We start from the raw sequence: 23,004 nt of genomic DNA, 5'->3' as shown, positions 1-23,004 counted from the left end.
GAGCCGGCGCGGCGCGCGTGCAACGGGGGCGGTTCACAGGGCGGGAGGGACGCGACACAGTGTTCCGGACAAGAGGTCGTCCATGAAGCTCCCTGCCCACAACCGCTACGCGCACAGCGCCATCCCGACACGCCCCACCTATGAATGGCCGGGCGGCAAGCGGCTCGCGCTGCTGGTGGTCAACAACATCGAGCACTTCGCCTATCGCGCCGGCATCGGCTCCGATGTGACGGGCGGCAGCCCGGTGCAAAACCAGCGCGCCTATGCCTGGCGCGACTACGGCAACCGCGTGGGGCTGTGGAACCTGCTGGACATGCTGGATGCGCTGGACATCCCCGCCGCGCACAACATCAACAGCGCGGCCCTTGAGGCTTGCCCCGAGATCGCCCCCGCGCTGCGCGCCCGCGGCGATGAGTTCATCGGTCATGGCCGCAGCAATTCCGAACGCCAGGACGGGATGTGGGAAGAGGATGAGCGCCGCCTCATCCTCGAATCTCGCGACGTGCTGGCGCAGCATGCCGGCGTGGCGCCGCGCGGCTGGCTCGGCCCCTACATCGCGCAATCGGCCGTGACGCTCGATCTCCTGCGCGAGGCCGGCTTCACCTATGTCATGGACTGGCCCGCCGACGACCAGCCCTTCTGGATGACGACGCGCGCGGGGCCCATCCTTTCCGTCCCCTATTCGGTGGAGTTGAACGACAGCCCCGCCCTGATCATGCGCCACCAGACGGGCCGCGACTTCGCGGAGATGATCCGCGACCAGTTCGACGAGATGCTGGAGCAATCGGCCCGCCGCCCGCTGGTGATGAGCGTGGTGCTGCACCCCTTCATCCTGGGCCAGCCGCACCGGCTGCGGCCCTTGCGCCAGGCGCTGCGGCATGTGCTGGCGCATCGGGACCACCTGTGGGTGACGCGGCCCGGCGAACTCGCGGACTACGTGGCCGGGCTGCCGGCCGGCACAATTCCCGGATCGGAGGGCTGAGCATGCCAGTCTCGCGCATCTTCGAGCATTACGGCCCTACGCCCCCCGACCCACGCTGGCCCGGTGGCGCGCGGTTGGCACTCAACTTCGTCATCAACCACGAGGAGGGCGGCGAGGAGAGCTTCCCCGATGGCGACCCGCGCTCCGAAACAGGGCTGACGGAAGGCAGCACAGCGGCCGTGAAGGGCCGCGACCTCGCGGCCGAGAGCATGTTCCAATACGGCAGCCGCGTCGGCTTCTGGCGCCTGCACCGCCTTTTCACAGAGCGGGGCCTGCCCTGCACCGTCTTCGCCGTGGCCCGCGCGCTGGAGCGCACGCCGCACTGCGTGGCCGCCATCAGGGCGGCCGGTTGGGACGTGGCCGCCCATGGCTGGAAATGGGAAATGCATGCCGGCATGGACGAGGCGACCGAACGCCAGCGCATCGCCGACGCCACCGCCATCATCACGCGCGAGATCGGCACGCCGCCGCTCGGCTGGTACACGCGCTACGCGCCGTCCGAGAACACGCGCCGCCTGCTGATCGAACACGGCTACCTCTACGACAGCGACGCCTATGACGATGAGCTGCCCTATTGGCGCGAGGTGGATGGCAGGCCGCACCTCGTCCTGCCCTACAGCCTGACGCACAACGATGTGCGCTTCGCGCGCCAGGGCATGACCTCGGGCCTGGAATTCTTCGAATACATCAAGGGCGCGGTGGAGATGATGCTCTCCGAACCCGGCGGCCGCATGCTGAGTGTAGGTTTGCACAACCGCATCATCGGCCATTCCGGCCGTGCCGCGGGCCTAGCACGGCTGCTGGACTGGGTGGCGACGCGGCCGGAAATCTGGGTCTGCCGCCGCGCCGATATCGCCCACCACTGGGTCGCGGAGCACGCGCCTTGAGCCGCCCATCTGGCGCATCTCGCCCCCTGCGCTACAAATCCACCCCATGAGCGAACGCCGCGCGCAACGCGCCCTGTGCCTCGATGACTTCGAGGCGATGTCCCGCCGCCACCTGCCGCGGCCCATTTTCGGCTATGTGGCGGGTGCGACCGAGCGCAACGCCGCCCTCGACGACAATGCCCGCGCCTATTCCGAATGGGGCTTCCAACCGCGCGTGCTGGTGGATGTGTCCAAGCGCAGCCCCAAGGCCACGCTGTTCGGCCGCGAATGGGCCGCGCCCTTCGGGCTTGCGCCCATGGGCATGAGCGCGTTGGCCGCCTATCGCGGCGACATCGTGCTGACCGAGGCGGCGCGGGCGGCCAATGTGCCGGCCATCCTCTCCGGCTCCTCGTTGATCCGGATGGAGGAGGTGATCGCGGCCAACCCCGACGCCTGGTTCCAGGCCTATCTGCCCGGCGATTCCCGCCGCGTCGAGGCGCTGGTGGACCGCGTGGCGCGGGCGGGCTTCGGCACGCTGATGCTGACGGTGGACACGGCCGTGCTGCCCAACCGCGAGAACAACGTCCGCAACGGCTTCTCCACGCCGCTGAAGCCATCCCTGCGCCTGCTGTGGGACGGGATGACGCACCCCGAATGGTCCTTCATGACCTTCCTGCGGACCTGGGCGAAGTTCGGCATGCCGCATTTCGAGAACAGCTTCGCCGAACGCGGCGCGCCCATCCTGGCCCGCAACGTGGAACGCGACTTCACCGCGCGCGACCACCTGAACTGGGAGCACCTGGCGCTAATCCGCCGCCGCTGGACGGGCCGGCTGATGATCAAGGGCGTGATCCACCCCGATGACGCCGTGCGCGCGCGGGAGGAAGGCTGCGATGGCGTCATCGTCTCCAACCATGGCGGGCGGCAGCTGGATGGCACCACCTCGCCGCTGCGCCTGCTGCCGGCCATGCGCGCGGCGGTGGGGGATTTCCCGCTGATCGTGGATGGCGGCATCCGCCGCGGCACGGACATCCTGAAGGCGCTGGCGCTGGGGGCCGACTTCGTGCTGATCGGCCGGCCCATGCTGCACGCGGCCGCGGTCGCGGGCCGCGCCGGGGTGGACCGGGCCATCGCGCTGGTGAAGGGCGAGCTGGACCGGAACATGGCGCTGCTGGGCGTCAACAGCCTGGCCGAGATCGGCCCGCACTGCCTGGTGCGGGTGAAGTAGCGTCCGATCGGCCTGGGCGGATCGCCCAGGCCGTTGAATCGGCCGCTCGGTGCAGGCCCTCAGGCCGCTTTCACATCGGTCAGGAAGCGGCCGACCTCGGCGCGGGTCGAGGAGGCATGGCGTGCCAACTCGCCCGCCGCCTCGTGCACCTGCTCGGCGGCGAGGCCCGTGGCGTGCGCCAACTGGTTGATGGTGGCGATGCTGTCGCTGACCGAGCGGGTGCTCGTCGCCACCTCCTGCACATTGCCGCTGATGGCGCGCGTCGCCTGCTCCTGCCGCTCGACGGAAGAGGCGATGGCGGCGGTGATCTCGTTCACCTGGCCCACCGTCTCCGCGATGCCGCGGATGGCACTGACCGCGTGCTGGGTGGAGCCCTGGATCTGGCCGATCTGGGCGCTGATCTCCTCGGTGGCGCGGGCGGTCTGTTCGGCCAGCGTCTTCACCTCGCCCGCCACCACGGCGAAGCCCTTGCCGGCATCCCCGGCGCGGGCGGCCTCGATGGTGGCGTTCAGCGCCAGCAGATTGGTTTGGGCCGCGATCTGGCGGATCAGCGTCACCACCTCGGTGATGCGCGCCGCACCCGCGGCGAGGTCCTGCACCACGCCATCGGTGCGGCGGCTCTCCGCCACCGCCTGCTCCACCACGGAACGCGACTGGCTGATCTGTCGCGCGATCTCGGCGATGGAACCGGCCAGATCCTCCGCGCCCGCGGCCACGGAGTCGATGCCGGCCTGGCTGGCCTCCGCGGCGCGGCCGATGGTGCCGGCCTGGGCCTCGCCCTGCTCGGCCGTGCTGGACATGGCGGCGGCATTGGCCTCCAGCTCGGTCGCGGCGGCCGCGAGGGCGGCGATCAACTCGCTGACCCGCGCCTCGAAGCCGGAGGTGGCGGCGCCAAGCGCCTCGGCCCGGGCGAGTCGCGTGGCCTGGTCCGCCTGCTGGGCGGCGGCCAGGCGCTCGCCCTCGATCAGGCCCTGCTTGAAGTTCTGCACGGCCCGGGCGATGGCGCCGATCTCGTTGCGGCGATCCTGGTCGGGGATTTCGACGTTCAGGTCGCGTGCCGCCAGCCGGTCCATCGCGGCGGTGGCGCGGGCCATGGGGCGCAGTACCAGGCGCTGGGTGGCCAGCAGCCCGCCGAGCGCGACCAGGCCGGCCAGCAGGATCAGCACCACCGAGATCACCAGCGCCTGGCGTGCGGCGGCGCTGTTGGCGTGGGCACGTTCCACCATGGCGTCGAAGGCGGCGACCGGGACGCCGTTCAGCTGGGCCAGGGCCGCCACCTGCGGGTTGCGGAAGGCGGCCAGGTCCCCCTCGGGCCGCTCGCCCCGCAGCATCGGGGCCATCATGCGCGCGCGGGTTTCGGCCAGGGCACCGGCGGCCATCGGGGTCGCGGCGGTGATGGCGTCGCGCAGCGGGGCCGGGACGGTGGCCAGCCCGGCCTGCAGCCGCGCCCAGGCGGCGTCCGCGCGCCCGGCGGCCCGCAGCGCGGCCTGCGCTTCCTCGGGCGTCCAGCCACGCCCCGCATTCATGGCGGAGGACATGGCAAGCGTGACATCGCCGGTGGAGCCACGCACCTGCCAGCCATCGCGGCGCATGGAGATCAGTTGGTCCACCCGCGGGTCGCGCAGCATGGCCATGTCCTCCACGGCGTCGGTGATGGCGAGGAGGTCGTTGACCAGGGTCAGGCTCACCTCCGCCCAGCGGCCCAGGAGGTCCTGCGGGCGGCCCTCGCGGGGCAGTCGCAGGGCGGCGTCAACGGTGGCGCGCAGCCCGGCCACCGCGGAGACGCTCCGTTCGAGCCGCGCGGCCTCCTCCGCCAGGCCCGTCTCGCGCAGGGCCGCGATGGCGGCCGTGGTCGCGGCCTCGGTCTCGGTGCGGCGGGGGCGGATGCGGACGAGGTCGGGGTCGGGCGCGGGGCCGGAAAGGGAAGTCTGCGTCTCGCCACGCTCAAGGCGCATCGCGGCGGCGGCGCGGAACAACTCCCGCCCCGCCTCCGCCATCTGCACGATGCGGCCGGCCTCGCCATGCCGGACCCAGGCGCGCAACGCCAGGTCCACCGACAGTCCGATCGTCAGCAGTCCGAGAAGGCCGAGCACGCCCCCAGGAGTGTGCGAATGGAAAGGCCCTCGAGCGTACGCCGCAACATCCCGTCATATCCCTGCCAGTGGTGCGGCTGGGTGTATCGGGCCTTACATTACCTGCGGCTTAAGGAAGCAAGCAAAAGGCCGCGCCCCAGGCGGGACGCGGCCTTCCAGGGAAGTCCGGGGTGGGCCTCAGTCGGCGGCCAGCGCCATCCGGCTGCGGTTCAGCACGGAGAGGACATGGTCCTCGGCCATGTCGGACAGCGTCTCCACCTGCGGCGGCGTGAAGACGTGGCCGGCGTCGCCGATGGTGCGGAAGTCGATGGCCACACCCTTCTGGGTGTTCAGCTTGTCCACCAGCTTCTGCACGCTGTTCAGCGGCACCAGCTCATCCTCCTCGCCGTGGATGATCATGCCCGAGCAGGGGCAGGGGGCGAGGAAGCCGAAATCGTAGTGGCTGGCGGGCGCGCTGATGGAGACGAAGCCCCCCATCTCAGGCCGGCGCATCAGCAGCTGCATGCCGACATAGGCGCCGAAGGAATAGCCCGCGACCCAGAGCATGGAGGCGTTGGGGTTCACGGCCTGCAGGAAGTCCAGCGCCGCCGCCGCGTCGCTGATCTCGCCGATGCCGCCATCATAGCGGCCCTGCGACTTGCCCACGCCACGGAAGTTGAAGCGCAGCACCGAGAAGCCCATGGCCTGGAAGCGGCCATAGAGGCTGTGCACCACGCGGTTGTTCATGGTCCCGCCATGCAGCGGGTGGGGGTGGAGCAGGAGGGCGACGGGCGCGTTGGGCCGCTTCGCGTGGTGGTAGCGACCTTCGAGGCGGCCATCGGGCCCTGCGAACATGACTTCAGGCATCGTGTCCTTGCGTCCATCTCTGTTTTGGGCGCGACGGAAACCGCCACACCGAGCGACGCCCGTCCTGGCGGCCAGGCGGCCTTACGCCGCACCGGCCCGGGATCTGGGCACAAATTGCTTGGCTGCGTCTGGTGCGTCCGGTTCTGGCCGGCCCTCCGCAGCGTAATACCTAAATGCTCAAGCCAGATCGTTTTTTCAACGGCTTGAAGCGATTGATAAAGTCTCAGATCATTCGGCAACCGCACCACCGCCCGGCGCGGCGTCGCGCACTATACGCAGCGCGATCCCTGTTTCATAACGGATTCACCATCTCTCGCGCATGGCTGACGTCCGCGCGGCGCATGGCAATCCAGGTTCAAGGTTTTGCAACACGGGCGCATCCCAATATCGCATAATGGGATGCCCCGATGGTGACGGAGCAACTGTAACCCGGGTTCGGGCTGGCCGCCTCGGTGGTCGGCCCCAAGTTAGAGGGGCAAGGCGATGCGCCTTTCCACACGCGGCCGCTACGCCGTGATGGCGATGGTGGAACTCGCGGCGCGGCAGGAAGCCATGCCGCCGGCCCCGGCGGGGCGGCCCAGCCCGCCCGTCAGCCTTGCCGAGATTGCGGCGGCGCAAATGCTTTCGCTCGCTTATCTCGAGCAGCTTTTCGGGCCGTTGCGGCGGGCGGGGCTGGTCGCTTCGGCGCGGGGTCCGGGTGGCGGGTATCGCCTGGCGCGGCCGGCGCGGGAGATCGCCATCGCCGCCATCGTGGACGCGGTGGACGAACCCATCCGCGCCACCCGCTGCGAGGAGGGCGCGCCGGGCTGCCTGGCCGGTCGCCGCTGCCTGACACATGACCTCTGGGCCGAGCTGGGCGAACAGATCCGCCTGTTCCTCGCCGGTGTGACGCTGGAGGATGTGGTGCGCGGCGAAGTGACGGGCCGCGCGCAGGAGCCCGGCTCCGCCCTGGCCGCGCCCAAGGCCTGGACGGGCGCCTGAGCCCGCGGCACATCGCCGCCCCATGACGCCGCTCGACCTCGATGCCAATGCCACGGAACCGCTCCGCCCCGAGGCGCGGGCGGCGGTGCTGCGCGCGCTCGACCTGGGCGGCAATGCCTCGTCGGTCCATGGCGGCGGGCGGGCGGCGCGCGCGATCATGGAGGCCGCGCGGGCCGAGGTGGCCCGCCGCGCCGGCGTCTCTCCCGTCGACATCACCTTCACCTCGGGCGGCACCGAGGCCAATGCGCTGGCCCTGCACGGCCTGGGCACAGGGCGCCGTCTGCTGGTCGGCGCCACCGAACACGCGGCCGTGCGCGCGGCCGCGCCGGCCGCGAAGACCATCCCGGTGCGGCGAGATGGCACGCTCGACCTCGACGCGCTGGCGGCGCTCCTGGCCGATGGCCCCCCCGCCCTGGTCTGCGCCATGGCCGCCAACAACGAGACAGGGGTGCGCCACCCGCTGGACGCCATCCGCGCCCTTTGCACCGAACATGGCGCCCTGCTGCATGTGGACGCGGTCCAGGCGGCGCGGGAGGACATTCCCCGCGCCGACAGCCTGGCCCTCTCGGCTCACAAGCTGGGCGGGCCGCCGGGTGCGGGCGCGTTGGTGCTGGCGCCCGGCCTGCACCTGCCGCCCCTGATCGCGGGTGGCGGGCAGGAGCGGGGGCGGCGCGGCGGCACCGAGGCGCTGCCCGCCATCGCGGGCTTCGGCGCGGCCATCGGCGTCCCCTTCGACGCGGCGCGCATGGCGGCCCTGCGCGACGCCATCGAGGCAGGCATCCGTGAACTGGCCCCGGAGGCGGTGATCGCCGGCACGGGCGCGCCGCGCCTGCCCAACACCTCGCTCATCATCCTGCCAGGTGCTGCGGCCGAGACGCAGGTCATCGCGCTCGACCTCGCGGGCATCCGAGTTTCGGCGGGCGCGGCCTGTTCCTCGGGCAAGGTCGCGCGGTCGCATGTGCTGGAGGCGATGGGCTTCGGCGATCTGGCCGGCTGTGGCATCCGCGTTTCCCTGCCCTGGAACGCGCCCGATGATGCGCCGCAGCGCTTCCTGGAAGCATGGGCCGCCATGCGGAACCGGCTCTCGTCAAGGGCGCGGGCGCGCGCCACATAGGGGGCATGCGCCCGAACCGCCCGATCTACCTCGACCACCACGCCACCACCCCGCTGGACCCCCGGGTGCTGGCCGCCATGCGCCCCTGGTGGGAGGAGAATTTCGCCAACCCCCATAGCGCCGAGCACGCCATGGGCCGCGCCGCCGAAGCGGCGGTGGAGGAAGCGCGCGAGCAACTGGCCGAACTGCTGGGGGCGGACCCGCGCGAGGTCATCCTGACCTCGGGCGCGACCGAGGCGAACAACCTCGCCATCAAGGGCGCCGCCCGCCACGCGGGCACGGAGGGGCCGCGCCGCGTCATTACCCTCGCCACCGAGCACAAATGCGTCCTGGAATCCGTGCGCGACCTGGCGGCGGAGGGCTTCGAGCCGGTCATCCTGCCGGTGGGTGCTGATGGCTTGCTGGACCTGGACGCGCTGCGCGCCGCGCTGGCGGTGCCGACGCTGCTGGTCTCGGTCATGGCGGTGAACAATGAGACGGGGGTGATCCAGCCGCTCGCCGAGATCGGCGCGCTGGTGAAGGAACATGGCGCGCTGTTCCACACCGACGCCGCCCAGGCGGCCGGGCGCATCGCGCTGGACGTGGAGGAGGTGAGGGCGGACCTCCTCTCCCTCTCCGGCCACAAGATCTATGGGCCGAAGGGCATCGGCGCGCTTTACGTGCGGCGGCGGCCCCGCGTCCGCCTCGTCCCCCTGTTCAGCGGGGGCGGGCAGGAGCGGGGGCTGCGCTCCGGCACGCTGCCCGCGCCGCTGGTGGTGGGGCTGGGCGAGGCCGCGCGGATCGCGGGGGGCGAGGGGCTGCTCGACGCCGGGCGCATCGCGGGCCAGCGCGCCATCCTGCTGGAGGGGCTGCGCGCCGCCATCCCCGGCCTGCGCGTGAATGCCGAGGCCGCCCCGCGTGTGGCAGGCAACCTCAATCTGACCTTCCCCGGTGTGGCGGCCGCCGCCCTGCTGGCGGCGCTGCCGGACCTGATGCTCTCGACGGGTTCGGCCTGCACCTCGGCCGAAATCAGCCCCTCCCATGTGCTGACCGCCATGGGCATCGGGCCCGAGGAAGCGGCGCGCACCTTGCGGATTGGGCTGGGGCGCTTTACCTCGCCGCAAGAGATGCAGCAGGCGGCGGCGATGATCGGCGCGGCCTGGAAAAGCCTATCCCAACACGAAGCCGCCGCGGAGTAGCCTCGACCCATGCCCAAGATGACCTTCATCGAGCGCGACGGTGCGCGCCGCGAGGTCGAGGCCCCGCTGGGCCTGTCCGTTCTCGAAATCGCCCATCGCCACGGCGTGGACATCGAGGGCGCCTGCGAGGGCAGCCTCGCCTGCTCCACCTGCCACGTGATCGTGGATGGGTCGTGGTTCACCAAGCTCGACAAGCCGACCGAGGACGAGGAAGACATGCTCGACCTCGCCTTCGACCTGCAGGAAACGAGCCGCCTGGGCTGCCAGATCATCATGACCGAGGCGCTGGACGGGCTGGTGGTGAAGCTGCCCGCCGGCAGCCGCAACGCCGGAGGCTGAGATGACCACGGAAGCCCACCAGGAATTCGGCGCGCCGGGGGGGCTGTTCCGCCGCCTGCGGGACGCCGCCGGCCGCGACTGGACGGGCTATACGTGGCACCCCTTCGTGCAGCGCGTCTCGGACGGCACGCTGCCGCTGCTGTCCTTCCGTCACTACCTGATCCAGGACTACCTCTTCCTCATCCATTTCGCGCGCGCCAAGGCGCTGGCGGTGGTGAAGGGCGAGAGCCTCTCGGCCATGCGCGAGAAGGCGGCCGCCGTGCTGGCCATCCTGGACGAGACCAAGCTGCACCTGAAGTATTGCGCCGAATGGGGCCTGTCCGAGGCCGAGGTGGTCAAGGTGCCCGAGACGGCTGAGACCGTCAGCTACACCCGCTGGGTGCTGGACCGTGGCCTGTCCGGCGACATCCTGGACCTGGAAATCGCCCTGGCCCCCTGCACGGTGGGCTATGGCGAGGTGGCCCTTCGCATCATGGCCGACCCGGGGCGGAAGGTGGAGGGCAACGCCTACCAGTCCTGGATCGACACCTATGCGGACGAGGGCTACCAGGCCATGGCCCGCGCCGCCGCCGCCCGCATTGATGCCCTGGGCGAGAGCCATGGCGGCGAGGCCCGCTTCGCCCGGCTGGCCGCCGATTTCGCGGAAGCCGCGCGGCTGGAGCAGCGCTTCTGGCAGCAGGGGCTCGACGCGGGATGAGGGTGCTCGTCGCCATGTCGGGCGGCGTGGATTCCTCGGTCGTCGCCGCCCTGTTGCATGAGCAGGGGCATGAGGTGGTGGGCGCCACGCTCCAGCTCTACGACCATGGCGCGGCGGTGAAGAAGAAGGGCACCTGCTGCGCCGGCCAGGACATCCATGACGCGCGCGAGGTGGCGCAGCGCCTTGGCATCCCGCACTACGTGCTGGACCGCGAGCAGCGCTTCCGCCAGGCCGTGATCGAGGATTTCGCCGGCGCCTATGCCCGCGGCGAGACGCCCATCCCCTGCATCCGCTGCAACCAGACCGTGAAGTTCCAGGACCTGACCGAACTGGCCGAGGATCTGGGTTGCGACATGCTGGCCACCGGCCATTACGCGCAGCGCCTGGACGGGCCGCGGGGCGCCGAGTTGCACCGTGCCGCCGACCCTGTGCGCGACCAGAGCTATTTCCTGGCCCACACCACCCAGGCGCAGCTCGACCGCGTGCTGTTCCCGCTGGGGCACATGCCCTCCAAGGCCGAGGTGCGCGCCCATGCCGCGCGCCTGGGCGTGCCGGTCGCGGAAAAGCCCGACAGCCAGGACATCTGCTTCGTGCCCGAGGGCAGCCACGCGAACATCGTGGGCAAGCTGCGCCCCGAGGCGCTGGAGCCTGGCGAGATCGTGGACCTGGACGGCAAGGTGCTGGGCCAGCACCGCGGCCTCGCCCACTACACGGTGGGGCAGGGCAGGGGGCTGGGCGTCTCGGCGCCCGAGCGCCTCTTCGTGGCGCGCATTGACGCGCCGCGCCGGCGCCTGGTGGTGGCGCATCGCGGCCAGGTGCCCGTGCCGAAGGTGCGGGTCGGCGAAGTGAACTGGTTGATCGAGCCGCCGGCCGGCCCCTTCCAGGCGCGTGCGAAGCTGCGCGGCCGCGAGCAGCCCGCGCCCGTCACCGCGGAATGGGATGGCGCCACGCTGACGCTGACGCCCGAGGCGCCGGCCATCGCCGCTCCCGGCCAGGCGGCGGTGCTGTATGACGGCGAACGCGTGATTGCGGGCGGCTTCATCCGGAGCGGAGTTGACCCCGAGCCGCCCGCGCCCTAAACCGCGCCGCACGCGTGGTGGTGTAGCTCAGCTGGTTAGAGCACGGCACTCATAATGCCGGGGTCGGCGGTTCAAGTCCGCCCACCACTACCATTCCTCCCGCGCACTGGCGGAAACCGCCTGTCTGCCCTGGATTTTATGTAACCTACGCACCATTTCCGCGTCATGCGGGAGGGTCTTCGCACATCCTGGATCGCGGCGCGGCGCGCGGCGCTGCTCGGCCTGCTCTGGTTTGCCCTGGTGGGGCCGGACGCGGAGGCATTGCTGCCCGGGCTGCTGGCCGTGGGCGCGGCCACCTGGCTCAGCCTGCGCCTGCTGCCGCCGATCTCCGCCCTGCGCGCCTGGCGTATCCTGGTCATGTTGCCCCCCTTCCTCTGGCGCTCGATCGTGGGCGGCGTGGATGTGGCACGACGGGCCTTCCACCCGCGCCTGCCCTTGAAGCCCGGCTGGGTGGAGGCGCCGTCCCACCTTGGCGGTGGCGGCCGGGCGGTGCTGGGCGGCGGCTTCAGCCTGATGCCCGGCACCCTGGTGGCGGGCACGCGGCGGGGGCATTTGCTGGTGCATTGCCTGGACACCTCCCAGCCCGTTCTTCGCGCCGTGGCCGATGACGAGGCGGCGCTGACCCGCGCCATCCCGCCCGCCGAGGCGCCCCCGCGATGAACGATTTCCTCCTCGCCGCGGCGGCGCTGGTCCTGCTCAGCGTGGCCGCGGGGTTCTGGCGCGTCTGGCGCGGCCCCGCAATGGCCGACCGCATGATGGCCGCGCAGCTGGTCGGCACCGGCGGCGTGGCCGTCGTGATGCTGCTGGCCGCCGCCGGCGGGCGCTGGGCCATGCTGGACGCCGCCCTGGTGCTGGCGCTGCTGGCCGCCTTCGCCGCCGTGGCCTTCGTGAAGGCCCGCACCCCCGAAGGCGCCGGCGACCCCGAGGCCGAGGAACCACATGATGGCCGCTGACATCCTGACCGGGGTGCTGGTCCTGCTCGGGGTGGCGGGCTTCTTCGCCGGCTCGGTGGGGTTGCTGCGCTTTCCCGACACGCACAGCCGCCTCCATGCGCTGACCAAGGCGGACAACCTCGGGCTCGGCCTCATCGCGTTCGGCCTTGCCTTCCAGGCGGAGGGAGTGGCGGACATCCTCAAGCTCGCCCTCATCTGGGGCCTGGCCATCCTGGCGGCGGGCACGGCGGCGCAACTCGTCGCGCGCTCGGCCCTGGAGGAGCGCGCGCCCGCGGAGGAGGACGCGCCATGATCGGCACGGCGCTCGACCTGGTGGTGGTGGCGCTGCTGGTCGCGGCGGCACTCGCCGCCGTGGGCGCGCGGGGCCTCTTCGCCGGCGTGGTGTTCTTCGTGGGCTATGGGGTCTTCGTGGCCATCGCCTGGCTGCGGCTGGATGCCATTGACGTCGCGCTGGCCGAGGCCGCCATCGGCGCGGGGCTGACCGGCGTGCTGCTGCTGGGCGCGGTGGGGCATCTCACCCGCGCGGGGGCGGGGGCGCCGCCGCGCCGCCCGGCCATTCCGTTGGCGCTGGCCTGCGCGGGCATCTCGGTGATGCTGGGCTGGGCCGTCCTCTCCCTGCCGGACGCGCCCGGGTTGCAGGCGCCGGTGGCGGCGGCGCTGCCGGGTTCGGGTTCGACCAACCCCGTCACCTCGGTGCTGCTGAACTTCCGCGCCTTCGACACCCTGCTGGAGAGCATCGTGCTGCTGGCCGTGCTGGTGGGGGTCTGGGCGCTGGCGCCCGATGCCGCCTGGGGCGGGCGGCCGGGCTTGGTGCAGCGGGTGCGGCCCGATGGCGTGCTGGCGGGCTTCGGCCGGCTGCTGCCGCCGCTGGGGCTGTTGGTCGGCGTCTATCTCGTCTGGGCGGGCACCAAGCAGCCGGGGGGCGCCTTCCAGGGCGGCACGGTGCTGGCGGCGGTCTGGCTGCTGGCCTCCATGGCCGGAGTGGCGCGGGCGCCGCGCGTGACGAGCCTGATCCTGCGCGCCGCCCTGGTGGCGGGGCCGGTGCTGTTCCTCGCGGTCGGCATGGCCGGTGCCCTGGGCGGCAGCTTCCTCGGCCTGCGGCCCGACTGGGCGGCGGCGCTGGTGCTGACCATCGAGGTGGGCCTGACCCTCTCCATCGCCAGCGCGCTGGCCTTGTTGGTGCTGGGTCCGCCGGAGCGCCCGGCATGATCCCGTCCGCGACCCTGTTCGGCCTCGCCGGAGCCGCGCTGGTGGGCATCGGCCTCTACGGCTTCCTGGCGCACGCGCATCTGCTGCGGCGGCTGCTCTCCTTCAACGTGCTGGGCTCGGGCGTCTTCCTCATGTTCGGCGCGGCCGCCTGGCGCAGCCCGTGGATCGGCGCGGATGCGGTGCCGCATGCGCTGATCATCACGGGCATCGTGGTCAAGCTCGCGGGCTCCGCGCTCGCCATTGCGCTGCTGGTGCAACTCGCCCGCGCCACGCGCCGCGCCGCTTTGCCCGAGGATGAGGGCCGCCCCCCATGACCACCCTGCTGCTGAGCCTGCCCGTGGCGCTGCCGCTGCTGGCCGCGCTGCTGGCGGTGGCGGCCTCGCGCCAGGCCGCGGGGCTCGCCATGGCGACGGGCTTCCTGGTGCTGGGGCTTTCCGTCTGGCTGGCCTTCGAGGTCGCGGCCGCGGGTCCGATCACCATCGCGCTGGGCGGGTGGGAGGCGCCGCTCGGCATCGTGCTGCGCGCCGATGGGTTGGGGGCGGGCTTCCTTGTCGTCTCCGCCATGGTGATGGCGGTGGTGCTGGTCGCCGCCCAGCCCAGCTTCGAGGACCAGGGCCAGGAAAGCCGCGCGGGCTTCGCCTTCTGGCCGCTGGCGCTGCTGCTGTTCGCCGGGCTGAACACGGCCTTCCTCTCGCGCGACCTGTTCAACCTCTTCGTGGCGCTGGAACTGCTGACGCTCTCGGCCATCGCGCTGGTGGCCATCGAGGGCAAGGCAGGCAGCGTCACCGCCGCGCTGCGCTACATGGTCTTCGCGCTGCTGGGCTCGGTGCTGTTCCTGCTGGGGGCGGCGCTGGCCTATGCGGCGCATGCGACACTCGACATCGGGCTGCTCGCGCAGGTCGAGCTGGGGTGGCCGATGGCGGCGGCGCTGGCGCTGATGACCATGGGCCTCGCCATCAAGACGGCGCTGTTTCCCTTCCACGCCTGGCTGCCGCCCGCCCATGCCGGCGCGCCGGCACCGGCCAGCGCCATGCTCTCCGCGCTGGTGCCCAAGGCCTCCTTCGTCATCCTGCTGCGGCTGTGGTTCGACCTGGCGCCGGAACTGGCCTCGCCGCTGCTGCTGGCGGTGCTGGGGGGGCTGGGGGCGGTGGCGGTGATCCATGGCTCCTTGCTCGCCATCGGGCAGGATCGGCTGAAGCTCATCATCGCCTACTCGACGGTGGCGCAGCTCGGATACCTGTTCCTGGTCTTTCCGCTGGCGGGCGGGGCAGGGGGGGCGCAACCCTGGTCGGCCGGGGCCTGGACGGCCGCCAGCTTCCACGCCTTCGCCCATATGCTGGCCAAGGCGGCGATGTTCCTGGCGGCCGGGCTGTTCCTGCGCGCCGTGGGGCATGACCGGCTGGAGGGGCTGCGCGGCCTCGCGCGCGCCATGCCCATCGCCTGCTTCGCCTTCGGCCTTTCCGCCATTTCGCTGATGGGGTTGCCGCTCTCGGGCGGGTTCACGGCGAAATATCTGCTGCTGACCTCCGCCTTCGCCTCGGGGCAGTGGGGCTGGGGCCTGGTGCTGGTGGCGGGCGGGCTGCTGGCCGCGATCTATCTCTTCCGGCCGCTGAATCTCATGTTCAGCAAGGAGGGCGCTGCGGCCAGCCTCACCCCGGTGCCGCGCTGGGAGCAGGTGCTGCCGCTGCTGCTGGCGCTGGCCGCCGTGCTGCTGGGGCTGTTCTCGGCGGGACCCTTCGCCTTCCTCCAGATCGGCCGGCCGGGGGCCGCGGCGGAGGGGCTGTTGCCATGACCGCGGTGCTGCCCGTGCTGATCCTGGCCACCTCGCTGGTGCCCGCGCTGCTGATCTTCTGGCTGCCCGAGCGCGCCTGGCGCGCCCGCGCCTGGCTGAACCTGGGCGGGGCGGCGGTGAAGATCCTGCTCGTGGTCTTCCTGATGGTGGAGGTGGCGAACGGCGTCACGCATGAGGCGCGGCTGGACCTCGCCCCCGGCCTCTATCTGCTGCTGCGCGTGGATGCGCTGACGCTGCTCTTCGTGAGCCTCTCGGCCTTCCTCTGGCTGATGACGACCATCTACGCCATCGCCTATCTGGGCGACGGGCCCAACCTCTCGCGCTTCTTCGGCTTCTTCAGCCTCTGCGTGGCGGCGACCACGGGCCTGGCACTCGCGGGCACGCTCATCACCTTTTTCATCTTCTTCGAGCTGCTGACGCTGACCACCTGGCCGCTCGTCGTCCACAAGGAGGATGCGAAGTCGGTGAAGGCGGGGCGGCTCTACCTTGCCTACTCGCTGCCCGGGAGTGCCGCGCTGCTGGTCGCGATCATCTGGCTGGAGAGCGCGACGGGCCCCGTCATCTTCGCCGAGCCCGGTGACCTGCGCGTGCTGTCCGATGCCAGCCTCATGGCCATCTTCGCGCTCTTCGCGCTGGGCGTGGGGGTGAAGGCCGCGCTGTTCCCGTTGCATGGCTGGCTGCCCGAGGCCATGGCCGCCCCGGCACCCGTCAGCGCGCTGCTTCACGCGGTGGCGGTGGTGAAGGCGGGCGCCTTCGGCATCGTGCGGCTGATCTATGACGTCTTCGGCATCGCGCTGACGGCGGAGCTGGGCGTGGGCCTGCCGCTCGCGCTGCTGGCCGCCTTCACCATCCTGTGGGGTTCTCTGCGCGCCTTGCAGCAGACGGAGGTGAAGAAGCGCCTCGCCTTCTCCACCGTCAGCCAGGTCTCCTACATCATCCTGGGCGCGGCGCTGGCCGGGCCCTATGCGGTGATCGGCGGGCTGGTGCACCTGGTGCACCAGGGGCTGATGAAGATCACGCTGTTCTTCTGCGCGGGCCTCTATGACGAGCGCGCGGGGATCACGCGCATTGACCAGCTGGACGGCATCGGCCGGCGCATGCCGATGACCTCCATCTGCTTCACCATCGGCGCCATGGGCATGATCGGCATTCCGCCGGTGGCGGGTTTCGTGTCCAAATTCTACCTGGGCCTGGGCGGGTTGCAGGCGGGCGAGCCATGGGTGGTGGGCGTGCTGGCGGCCTCGGCGCTGCTGAACGCGGGCTACTTCCTGCCCATGCTCTACCGCATCTGGTTCGGCGTGGCGCCGGCCGATGCACCACAGGCCGATGAGCGCAGCCTGGGCATGCTCGTGCCCGCGGTGGCGACGGCGGCGGCCTCGCTGGCGGCAGGGCTCTTCGCGGGGGCCGCGATCAGCCCGCTCGCCTGGGCCAGCCTGATCGCGGCGGGGTATCTGCCATGAACCTCGTCATCGGCCCGCTGTTGCCCTTCGTGGCGCTTGCCTGGCCGCTGCTGCTGGGGCTGGGTGCGGCCTGGCCCGCCTGGCGGGAGCGTGCGCTCTGGGTGCTGCCGGCGGCCCCGCTGCCGGCGCTGCTGCTGGCCATCGCCTGGCCCGAGGGCTCCACCACCGCGCCCGCGCTGCTGCTGGGCACGGTGCTGGTGCTGAACGCGCCCGGGCGGCTGCTGCTGGGGATGGTGGCGGTGATCTGGCTCGCCGCCGGCATCTTCGCGCTGGGCTATTTCCGCGCGCCCCGGAAGCCCGCGGTCTTCGCGGGCTTCTGGTGCCTGACGCTCTCGGGCAATCTCGGCGTGATGCTGGCGGCGGATGTCGCCACCTTTTACGTCGCCTTCGCCGCCGTCTCGTTCGCGGCCTATTGGCTGGTGGTGCATGACGGCAGCGCGCGGGCGCTGATGGCGGGGCGCGTCTATCTCGTGCTCGCGCTGCTGGGCGAGGCGCTGCTGCTGGTGGGCCTGCTGCTGGGTGTGGCGGCGGCGGATTCGCTGTCCATCGCGGCGGTCGCGGCTTCGCTGTCCGAGGCGCCCCTGGCGCTCACCTGCCTCATCCTGGGCTTCGGGCTGAAGGCGGGCATGGTGCCGCTGCACATGTGGCTGCCGCTGGCGCACCCCGCCGCGCCGACACCGGCCTCGGCCGCGCTGTCGGGGGCCATCGTGAAGGCGGGCATCATCGGGCTCATCCGTTTCCTGCCCGAGGATGCGGGCCTGTGGACCACGGGCCTGATCCTGCTGGGGCTGGTCGGTGCGTATGGCGGCGTGGTGGCGGGGCTGTTGCAGCGCAATGCCAAGGCGGTGCTGGCCTATTCCACCGTCAGCCAGATGGGCCTCGTGCTCGCGGTGCTGGGCGCCGGGCTGACCACCGAGGCCGCGCTCTACGCCGCCCATCACGGCTTCGCCAAGGCGGCACTGTTCCTGGGCGTGGGCGTGCTGGCGGCCACGGGGCGGCGGGCGCTGCCCTGGGTTTTGGCGTTGGCGGCGTTGCCTGCGCTGTCCATCGCGGGGGCGCCGCTGCTGGGCGGCGCGCTGGTCAAGGCCGCGATCAAGCCGGGGTTCGCAGGGTGGCTGGAATGGGCGGTGGCGCTCTCGGCCACCGGCACCGCGCTGCTGCTGGCGCGCGCGTTGTGGCTCGCCGTGCGGGGCCGCGCCGATGCGGCGGACGCACGGCCCGCACCACTGCTCTGGGCGCCCTGGGCAGGGCTGATCCTGGTGGCGCTGGCGCTTCCCTGGTTCCTGCTGGCGAGTTTTTCGACCCTGACGCCGGGCTATGTGCTGGGCCTCGCCTCGCTGTGGGACGCGACATGGCCGCTGCTGCTGGCCGCGCTGCTGGCCGCGCCCTTCCTGCGGCTGCGCCCGCGCGTGCCGGCCCTGCCGGAGGGGGACTTGGTGGTGCCACTCGGCGCCGCCGCGAGCGCGGCAATGCACACGCTGCGCCGCCTTCCGGAGCCCACAGGGCCGCACCTGGCCCTGCCCGGCGCGACGCGGGGGAAGGCGGTGCTGGCCGCGCTGGAGGCCGCGTTGCTGCCCTGGCGGCGGGGCGGGCTGCTGGCGGCGGCGCTGGTTCTCGCCCTGGCCTGGTCGCTGGCGGGGTAGGGCGCTTCCTGGCCAATTTGCAACTGACTCGCAGCCGCAACCCCCCTTGCGGGCGTTCTGCAATTGCGACTAGTTTGCAATATGCCCAGCCCGGACAACCTGCATGACCTGAGCCCGCTCGGCCTTTTCCTCATGGCCGACTGGGTGGTGCGTTCCGTCATGATCCTGCTGTTGGTGGCGTCGCTGGCCGTCTGGGCCGTGGCGATCGACCGCTGGATGCGCCTGCGCCGCCTGGCGCATGAAGCGGCGCTGCTCGACCGCCACGCGGCCCAGGGCGGCCGTGTCCCCTATGGACGCCTGCCCGATGCCATCCTGGGCGCCGCCGCCACCAGCCCCGAATGGCCGGGCGAGAGTGCCGCCGACCGTCGCGCGCGCCTGGCCGACGCCATGCGCCTTGCGCTCGCGGACACCATGCGCCCCGCGCAATCGGGCCTGCCGCTGCTGGCCAGCGTGGCCTCGGCCGGTCCCTTCATCGGGTTGTTCGGCACGGTCTGGGGCATCATGAACGCCTTCACCGCCATTGCCCGCAGCGGGGAGAGCAGCCTGGCCACCGTCGCCCCCGGCATCGCGGAGGCACTCTTCGCCACGGCGCTGGGCCTCTTCGCCGCCATCCCCGCCGTGCTGGCCTATAACCGCCTGGCGGCGCTGGCCGCGGAGACGCGGGCGCGCGCCAATGCCGGCATCGCGCGCCTCGCGGCCCGTCCGCCGCAGGCCGAGAAGTCCCGCCTGCCGCGGGCGGCGGAGTAGCCCCATGGCCATGACCCCCACCGGCGGCGGCCCCGAGGAGGATGCGCTCGCCCCGCTCTCCGAGATCAACGTCACCCCCTTCGTGGACGTCATGCTCGTGCTGCTGATCGTCTTCATGGTGGCGGCACCCATGATGGTGGCGGGCGTGCCCGTGAACCTGCCGCGCACCGATGCCCCGCGCCTCGCCGAGCCGCGCGAGCCGCTGGTGGTGACGCTGACCGCCGATGGCGTGGTGCGGGTGGGAGAGCAGGCGATGGGCGCGGCCGAGGTGGCCTCCACCCTGGCCCCAATGGCGGCCGAGGCGCCGGAACGTCCCGTGCTGCTGCGGGCGGACCGCAGCCTCTCCTATGGCGAGGCGATGACGGTGCTGGGCGCTCTCTCACGCGCGGGGTTCAGCCGCGTGTCCCTGCTGGCCGAGGTGCCTCGCTGATGGCCGCGCACGCCGCCCCCGCCACCCACCCCGCCGCCTGGGGCTTCGCGCTCGCGCTGCACGGCGCGGTGCTGATGGCGCTATGGCCGCAGCCGAAGCTGGGCGGTGCGCCGCCGGGCTTCGGGGTGGTCTTCGCGGAGATGGGGCAGGGGGGTGGGCAGGTGGGTGGCGCCGCCCTGACCGCCGACGCCGCCCCCGTGGCCGAGGATGACGCCCCGCTGCTGCCGGAGATGCAGGCCGAGGCGGCGCCCGTCGCCGAGTCTCCGCCGCCGGTCATGGCCGAGCAGCCCCCCATCGCGGAGCCGCCGCCCGTGGTGGCCGAATTGCCCCCGCCCGAGCCCGTGCCCGAGCCGGAGGCCATTCCCGAACCCGCCCCCACCCTGGCCGAGGCACCGCTGCCCGAGCCGGAGGCCATCGCGGAGCCGCCCCCGCCCGCACCACCGCGGCCGCCGGTCGCCGCCCCGCGCCCGACGCCCCCGCCCGTCACCGCCACGCCGCGCCCCGCGCCGCCGCGCCAGGCGGCGACCCGTCCGGCGCCCGCGCGCCCCGCCGCCGCGGCCGCACCCACCGGCCCGGCCAGGGCCGCCGCGCCCGCCGGCGACCCCGCGCTCGGCGCGCCCGGCAGCCCCAACCCCCAGGGCGGCGCCAGCCCCACGCCGCGCGCCGCCCCCGGCGCCCTGCTGCCCGACCATTACCGCGCCGGCCTCTCCGCCGCGCTGCGCCGCCACTTGCGCTATCCCATGCTGGCGCGCGAGCGCGGGCTGGAGGGCGAGGTGATCGTCCAGTTCAGCGTGGCGCGCGACGGCGCGGTGCGCGGCGTCCGCATCCTGCGCAGCAGCGGGGTTGGCGCCTTCGACAGCGAGGCCGTGGCGCTGCTCGCCCGCGTCTCGCCTCTGCCACCCTTGCCCGGCAGCTGGCCGGCGGAGGAAGCCATGTTCGCCGCCCCCATCAGGTTCAGCCTGCGATGAACGAACGTCCCCGGCACACGCACCCCTATATTGCGAACGATTCTCACTCGCGATATAGCCACGGCATGCCCAGCGAATCCCCGCCCCCGCCCGCCCCGCGCATCGACAGCCAGAGCCTGCTGCGCGGCCAGGTGGAGGTGGAAATCATCCACGGCCAGGAAGTCTACCGGCTGCGCCACACCCGCGCCGGCAAGCTCATCCTGACCAAGTAGCCGCAGTTTCACAGCGCCAGCGCGCACGCCACTGGGCCCCCGGGCCAAGCGAGCCAGCCAGCCAGCGCCTCACATCAGCAGCCCCCTGGGGCTTCGAGAGAGGACGCATCGTGTCGGGTCTGTTTCGCCTGTGGCTCCTGGCCACTCCCGCCTTCCTGGTTCTTCCCGCCATGGCACAGGAAGCGCCCGCCACGGCGCCGGCCTCCACGCCCGCCCTGGTGCTGACGCCGCTGGACGCGGTGACCACCACCGCAACCCGCACCCCGCAGGTGGCGGGCGACGTGGCCGCGCCCATCAGCGTCGTGCCGCGCGAGGAACTGCGCCGCCGCCAGCCCACCCAGCTGCAGAACATCCTGGGCGACCTGCCGGGTGTCGAGGCCGATGGCATTCCCCGCCCCGGCGTGCAGCAGCCGCAGATCCGTGGCCTGGGCGGTGACCGCGTGATCACCACGCTGGATGGCGTGCGGCAGAACTTCAGCTCTGGCCACCGCGGCCGCTTCTTCTTCGAGCCGGAATTGCTGCGCCAGGTGGACGTGCTGCGCGGCCCGGCTTCGATGCTCTACGGCTCGGGCGCCATTGGCGGCGTCGTCGCGCTGCGGACGATCGAGGCGGAGGACATCATCCGCCCCGGCCGCGCCACGGGCTTCTTCCTCAGCCAGGGCTACGACACCAATGGCGGGCGCTGGCGCAGCGCGGGCGCCGCGGCCTTCCGCGCGGGCCAGGTGGATGGCCTGGTCGCCTATGCGCGCAACGCCGGCAACAACATCGTGGACGGCGCGGGGCAGACCATTCCCTACACCGACCCGACCACGCAGACCTTCCTCGCGCGCCTCGGCTGGAACCCGGCCCCCGGCATGCGCTTCGGCGCCAGCTTCATGCACCGCGAGGAGGACCAGATCATCCCCTCCGCCGCGAACACGCTGGGCACCGCCGACATCACGGACCGCCGCCTGCGCGCGCAGCAATTCGCGCTGAACTTCGATTGGGCGCCTCCGGACAACCCCTGGATCGACCTGCGTGCCCAGGTCTACCGCAACACGGTGGACATCAATGAGCGGCGCTTGACCGACAACCGTCGCGACCTGACGGACCTCGAGACCTGGGGCATGTCGGTGCAGAACACCTCGCGCTTCTCGGTGTTCGGCGCCGAGCGCCACGCGCTGACGCTGGGCTTCGACGGCTATCGCGACACGCAGGAGGGTCGCCGCAATGGCGCCGCCCGCGCGCAATACCCGAATGCCAGCCAGGACGTGATCGGCTTCTTCGTGCAGGACGAGATCACGCTCGGCCGCGCCACGCTGACCGGTGGCCTGCGCTATGACCGCTATGAGCAGAGCGCCGACGGGCAGCGTGGCACCTCCAATGACCGCCTCTCGCCGCGCGTCTCCTTCGCCTATCGCGTGACGGACTGGATGCAGCCCTACATCTCCTACGCCGAGGCCTATCGCGCCCCGGGGCTGAGCCAGCTCTACAATTCGGGCGTCCACTTCCCGATCAGCTTCTTCCCCTTCCCGCGCTTCAACAACTTCGTGCCCAACCCGAACCTGCGGCCCGAGACCTCGCGCAACCTGGAAGCGGGCGTGAACTTCCGCTTCCGCGACACCATCACCGCGGGCGACAGCATCCGCATCCGCGCCTCGGCCTTCCACAACAACCTCGACGACTTCATCGAGACGCTCGTCTTCGCCACCACGACGGAGCAGCGCAACGTGACCCGCGCGCGCATCCAGGGGCTGGAGCTGGAAGGCCAGTATGAGAGCGGGCCGTGGTTCGCGGGCCTGGGCGCCTCCATCATCCGCGGCGAGAACCGCACGGATGGCGGGCCGCTCGCCCTGATCCCGGCGCACAAGCTCTCCGTCTCGCTGGGCCGTCGCTTCCAGGAGCAGGGCGTGACGCTGGGCGGCCGCGTGCAGCTGGTGGCCGAGCAGGGCCGCAAGCCCGTGGACCAGCAGACCGGCATCCGTCCGCAAGCGACGCCGGCCTACGCGCTGACCGACCTCTTCGTGACCTATGCCCCGCCCGAGGGTCCGCTTTCGGGGCTGCGGCTGGATGTGGGCGTGTCGAACCTCTTCGACGTGCGCCATCGCCGCCTCGCCTGGGACAGCAGCAGCGAGCGTTCTTCCTTCTACGACGTCGGCCGGAACGTGCAGTTCCGCCTCTCCGCCAACTTCTAAGCCAAAGAGGCCT

24 protein-coding genes and 1 tRNA gene are annotated in these 23,004 nt (G+C 72.1%); 23 read left to right on the top strand and 2 right to left on the bottom strand.

The window, feature by feature from the left end:
* Positions 1-82: 82 nt before the first annotated feature.
* Genes JTN19_RS12815 through JTN19_RS12805 form a run of 3 tightly spaced genes read left to right on the top strand, consistent with a single transcriptional unit; the run spans position 83 to position 3,076 of the window.
* Positions 83-982, top strand: coding sequence for a polysaccharide deacetylase family protein (locus tag JTN19_RS12815; protein WP_206933248.1), 900 nt, complete (start codon positions 83-85; stop codon positions 980-982).
* Positions 983-984: 2 nt separating this feature from the next.
* On the top strand, positions 985-1,869 hold the full coding sequence (locus JTN19_RS12810) for a polysaccharide deacetylase family protein (protein WP_206933246.1): 885 nt from the start codon (positions 985-987) through the stop codon (positions 1,867-1,869).
* 46 nt (positions 1,870-1,915) lie between these two features.
* Positions 1,916-3,076 carry an alpha-hydroxy acid oxidase gene (locus JTN19_RS12805; protein WP_206933234.1) on the top strand — a complete coding sequence of 387 codons (1,161 nt, stop codon included), beginning with the start codon at positions 1,916-1,918 and terminating at the stop codon, positions 3,074-3,076.
* 59 nt (positions 3,077-3,135) lie between these two features.
* Here JTN19_RS12805 and JTN19_RS20530 read toward each other — a convergent pair whose 3' ends face one another.
* Both JTN19_RS20530 and JTN19_RS12795 read right to left on the bottom strand, forming a co-directional pair.
* Entirely contained in the window at positions 3,136-5,169 is a 2,034-nt protein-coding gene (locus tag JTN19_RS20530; RefSeq protein WP_206933232.1) for a methyl-accepting chemotaxis protein, read from the bottom strand.
* Positions 5,170-5,346: 177 nt separating this feature from the next.
* Positions 5,347-6,015: an alpha/beta hydrolase gene (locus JTN19_RS12795; RefSeq protein WP_184385491.1), complete on the bottom strand. Its 669-nt coding sequence runs from the start codon at positions 6,013-6,015 to the stop codon at positions 5,347-5,349.
* A 483-nt stretch (positions 6,016-6,498) separates the two neighbouring features.
* Here JTN19_RS12795 and JTN19_RS12790 point away from each other — a divergent pair, with 483 nt between their 5' ends.
* The 20 genes from JTN19_RS12790 (at position 6,499) to JTN19_RS12695 (ending at position 22,991) form a co-directional block, all read left to right on the top strand.
* Positions 6,499-6,996: an Rrf2 family transcriptional regulator gene (locus JTN19_RS12790; protein WP_206933230.1), complete on the top strand. Its 498-nt coding sequence runs from the start codon at positions 6,499-6,501 to the stop codon at positions 6,994-6,996.
* Positions 6,997-7,018: 22 nt separating this feature from the next.
* Entirely contained in the window at positions 7,019-8,110 is a 1,092-nt protein-coding gene (locus JTN19_RS12785) for a cysteine desulfurase family protein (RefSeq protein ID WP_206933227.1), read from the top strand.
* 5 nt (positions 8,111-8,115) lie between these two features.
* Positions 8,116-9,288, top strand: a complete 1,173-nt coding sequence (locus tag JTN19_RS12780; RefSeq protein WP_206933225.1) for a cysteine desulfurase family protein — start codon at positions 8,116-8,118, stop codon at positions 9,286-9,288.
* 9 nt (positions 9,289-9,297) lie between these two features.
* A complete protein-coding gene (locus tag JTN19_RS12775; RefSeq protein WP_206933223.1) occupies positions 9,298-9,627 on the top strand; it encodes a ferredoxin family 2Fe-2S iron-sulfur cluster binding protein in 330 nt (109 codons plus the stop codon).
* 1 nt (position 9,628) lies between these two features.
* The gene (gene tenA, locus JTN19_RS12770; RefSeq protein WP_206933221.1) at positions 9,629-10,324 is read left to right on the top strand and encodes a thiaminase II; all 696 of its coding nucleotides are present in this window, start codon (positions 9,629-9,631) and stop codon (positions 10,322-10,324) included.
* Positions 10,321-11,403: a tRNA 2-thiouridine(34) synthase MnmA gene (mnmA, locus tag JTN19_RS12765; protein ID WP_206933214.1), complete on the top strand. Its 1,083-nt coding sequence runs from the start codon at positions 10,321-10,323 to the stop codon at positions 11,401-11,403. Before tenA ends, mnmA begins: the two co-directional genes overlap by 4 nt.
* A 16-nt stretch (positions 11,404-11,419) precedes the next feature.
* Positions 11,420-11,496, top strand: a tRNA-Met gene (locus tag JTN19_RS12760).
* A gap of 72 nt (positions 11,497-11,568) precedes the next feature.
* Positions 11,569-12,063 carry a Na+/H+ antiporter subunit E gene (locus tag JTN19_RS12755; RefSeq protein ID WP_206933204.1) on the top strand — a complete coding sequence of 165 codons (495 nt, stop codon included), beginning with the start codon at positions 11,569-11,571 and terminating at the stop codon, positions 12,061-12,063.
* A complete protein-coding gene (locus JTN19_RS12750; protein ID WP_206933202.1) occupies positions 12,060-12,356 on the top strand; it encodes a monovalent cation/H+ antiporter complex subunit F in 297 nt (98 codons plus the stop codon). Before JTN19_RS12755 ends, JTN19_RS12750 begins: the two co-directional genes overlap by 4 nt.
* Positions 12,346-12,648, top strand: coding sequence for a cation:proton antiporter (locus JTN19_RS12745; protein ID WP_242531104.1), 303 nt, complete (start codon positions 12,346-12,348; stop codon positions 12,646-12,648). Before JTN19_RS12750 ends, JTN19_RS12745 begins: the two co-directional genes overlap by 11 nt.
* A complete protein-coding gene (gene mbhE / locus JTN19_RS12740) occupies positions 12,645-13,565 on the top strand; it encodes a hydrogen gas-evolving membrane-bound hydrogenase subunit E (protein WP_206933198.1) in 921 nt (306 codons plus the stop codon). Before JTN19_RS12745 ends, mbhE begins: the two co-directional genes overlap by 4 nt.
* Positions 13,562-13,879 carry an NADH-quinone oxidoreductase subunit K gene (locus JTN19_RS12735; RefSeq protein WP_206933196.1) on the top strand — a complete coding sequence of 106 codons (318 nt, stop codon included), beginning with the start codon at positions 13,562-13,564 and terminating at the stop codon, positions 13,877-13,879. The genes mbhE and JTN19_RS12735 overlap by 4 nt, the downstream gene beginning before the upstream one ends.
* Positions 13,876-15,357: a complex I subunit 5 family protein gene (locus tag JTN19_RS12730; protein WP_206933194.1), complete on the top strand. Its 1,482-nt coding sequence runs from the start codon at positions 13,876-13,878 to the stop codon at positions 15,355-15,357. Before JTN19_RS12735 ends, JTN19_RS12730 begins: the two co-directional genes overlap by 4 nt.
* Positions 15,354-16,817: a complex I subunit 5 family protein gene (locus JTN19_RS12725; protein WP_206933192.1), complete on the top strand. Its 1,464-nt coding sequence runs from the start codon at positions 15,354-15,356 to the stop codon at positions 16,815-16,817. The genes JTN19_RS12730 and JTN19_RS12725 overlap by 4 nt, the downstream gene beginning before the upstream one ends.
* Positions 16,814-18,460, top strand: coding sequence for a proton-conducting transporter transmembrane domain-containing protein (locus tag JTN19_RS12720; protein WP_206933185.1), 1,647 nt, complete (start codon positions 16,814-16,816; stop codon positions 18,458-18,460). Before JTN19_RS12725 ends, JTN19_RS12720 begins: the two co-directional genes overlap by 4 nt.
* Before the next feature lie 81 nt (positions 18,461-18,541).
* Entirely contained in the window at positions 18,542-19,207 is a 666-nt protein-coding gene (locus tag JTN19_RS12715) for a MotA/TolQ/ExbB proton channel family protein (RefSeq protein WP_206933183.1), read from the top strand.
* A gap of 4 nt (positions 19,208-19,211) precedes the next feature.
* Positions 19,212-19,637 (top strand): ExbD/TolR family protein, encoded by a 426-nt coding sequence (locus tag JTN19_RS12710; RefSeq protein ID WP_206933177.1) that lies wholly within the window; start codon positions 19,212-19,214, stop codon positions 19,635-19,637.
* A complete protein-coding gene (locus JTN19_RS12705) occupies positions 19,637-20,605 on the top strand; it encodes an energy transducer TonB (RefSeq protein WP_206933176.1) in 969 nt (322 codons plus the stop codon). Before JTN19_RS12710 ends, JTN19_RS12705 begins: the two co-directional genes overlap by 1 nt.
* 65 nt (positions 20,606-20,670) lie before the next feature.
* Positions 20,671-20,817: a hemin uptake protein HemP gene (gene hemP / locus JTN19_RS12700; RefSeq protein ID WP_206933175.1), complete on the top strand. Its 147-nt coding sequence runs from the start codon at positions 20,671-20,673 to the stop codon at positions 20,815-20,817.
* A gap of 170 nt (positions 20,818-20,987) precedes the next feature.
* Positions 20,988-22,991, top strand: coding sequence for a TonB-dependent hemoglobin/transferrin/lactoferrin family receptor (locus JTN19_RS12695; RefSeq protein WP_206933167.1), 2,004 nt, complete (start codon positions 20,988-20,990; stop codon positions 22,989-22,991).
* Positions 22,992-23,004 lie beyond the last annotated feature (13 nt).

The sequence above is a fragment of the Roseococcus thiosulfatophilus genome (assembly GCF_017311575.1).
In the GTDB taxonomy this organism is placed as follows: Bacteria; Pseudomonadota; Alphaproteobacteria; order Acetobacterales; family Acetobacteraceae; genus Roseococcus; species Roseococcus thiosulfatophilus.
This window is presented reverse-complemented; position numbering and strand designations above follow the sequence as displayed.

Excerpts from the sequence above, each read along its gene's own strand:
- JTN19_RS12805 (WP_206933234.1), top strand. The coding sequence starts at position 1,916 with ATGAGCGAACGCCGCGCGCAACGCGCCCTGTGCCTCGATGACTTCGAG.
- JTN19_RS12790 (WP_206933230.1), top strand. The coding sequence starts at position 6,499 with ATGCGCCTTTCCACACGCGGCCGCTACGCCGTGATGGCGATGGTGGAA.
- JTN19_RS12755 (WP_206933204.1), top strand. The coding sequence starts at position 11,569 with ATGCGGGAGGGTCTTCGCACATCCTGGATCGCGGCGCGGCGCGCGGCG.
- JTN19_RS12720 (WP_206933185.1), top strand. The coding sequence starts at position 16,814 with ATGAACCTCGTCATCGGCCCGCTGTTGCCCTTCGTGGCGCTTGCCTGG.
- tenA (WP_206933221.1), top strand. The coding sequence starts at position 9,629 with ATGACCACGGAAGCCCACCAGGAATTCGGCGCGCCGGGGGGGCTGTTC.
- JTN19_RS12710 (WP_206933177.1), top strand. The coding sequence starts at position 19,212 with ATGGCCATGACCCCCACCGGCGGCGGCCCCGAGGAGGATGCGCTCGCC.
- JTN19_RS12695 (WP_206933167.1), top strand. The coding sequence starts at position 20,988 with ATGGCACAGGAAGCGCCCGCCACGGCGCCGGCCTCCACGCCCGCCCTG.
- JTN19_RS12750 (WP_206933202.1), top strand. The coding sequence starts at position 12,060 with ATGAACGATTTCCTCCTCGCCGCGGCGGCGCTGGTCCTGCTCAGCGTG.
- JTN19_RS12725 (WP_206933192.1), top strand. The coding sequence starts at position 15,354 with ATGACCGCGGTGCTGCCCGTGCTGATCCTGGCCACCTCGCTGGTGCCC.
- JTN19_RS12810 (WP_206933246.1), top strand. The coding sequence starts at position 985 with ATGCCAGTCTCGCGCATCTTCGAGCATTACGGCCCTACGCCCCCCGAC.
- mnmA (WP_206933214.1), top strand. The coding sequence starts at position 10,321 with ATGAGGGTGCTCGTCGCCATGTCGGGCGGCGTGGATTCCTCGGTCGTC.
- hemP (WP_206933175.1), top strand. The coding sequence starts at position 20,671 with ATGCCCAGCGAATCCCCGCCCCCGCCCGCCCCGCGCATCGACAGCCAG.
- JTN19_RS12775 (WP_206933223.1), top strand. The coding sequence starts at position 9,298 with ATGCCCAAGATGACCTTCATCGAGCGCGACGGTGCGCGCCGCGAGGTC.
- JTN19_RS12715 (WP_206933183.1), top strand. The coding sequence starts at position 18,542 with ATGCCCAGCCCGGACAACCTGCATGACCTGAGCCCGCTCGGCCTTTTC.
- JTN19_RS12705 (WP_206933176.1), top strand. The coding sequence starts at position 19,637 with ATGGCCGCGCACGCCGCCCCCGCCACCCACCCCGCCGCCTGGGGCTTC.
- JTN19_RS12795 (WP_184385491.1), bottom strand. The coding sequence starts at position 6,015 with ATGCCTGAAGTCATGTTCGCAGGGCCCGATGGCCGCCTCGAAGGTCGC.
- JTN19_RS12735 (WP_206933196.1), top strand. The coding sequence starts at position 13,562 with ATGATCCCGTCCGCGACCCTGTTCGGCCTCGCCGGAGCCGCGCTGGTG.
- JTN19_RS12780 (WP_206933225.1), top strand. The coding sequence starts at position 8,116 with ATGCGCCCGAACCGCCCGATCTACCTCGACCACCACGCCACCACCCCG.
- mbhE (WP_206933198.1), top strand. The coding sequence starts at position 12,645 with ATGATCGGCACGGCGCTCGACCTGGTGGTGGTGGCGCTGCTGGTCGCG.
- JTN19_RS12745 (WP_242531104.1), top strand. The coding sequence starts at position 12,346 with ATGGCCGCTGACATCCTGACCGGGGTGCTGGTCCTGCTCGGGGTGGCG.
- JTN19_RS12730 (WP_206933194.1), top strand. The coding sequence starts at position 13,876 with ATGACCACCCTGCTGCTGAGCCTGCCCGTGGCGCTGCCGCTGCTGGCC.
- JTN19_RS12815 (WP_206933248.1), top strand. The coding sequence starts at position 83 with ATGAAGCTCCCTGCCCACAACCGCTACGCGCACAGCGCCATCCCGACA.
- JTN19_RS12785 (WP_206933227.1), top strand. The coding sequence starts at position 7,019 with ATGACGCCGCTCGACCTCGATGCCAATGCCACGGAACCGCTCCGCCCC.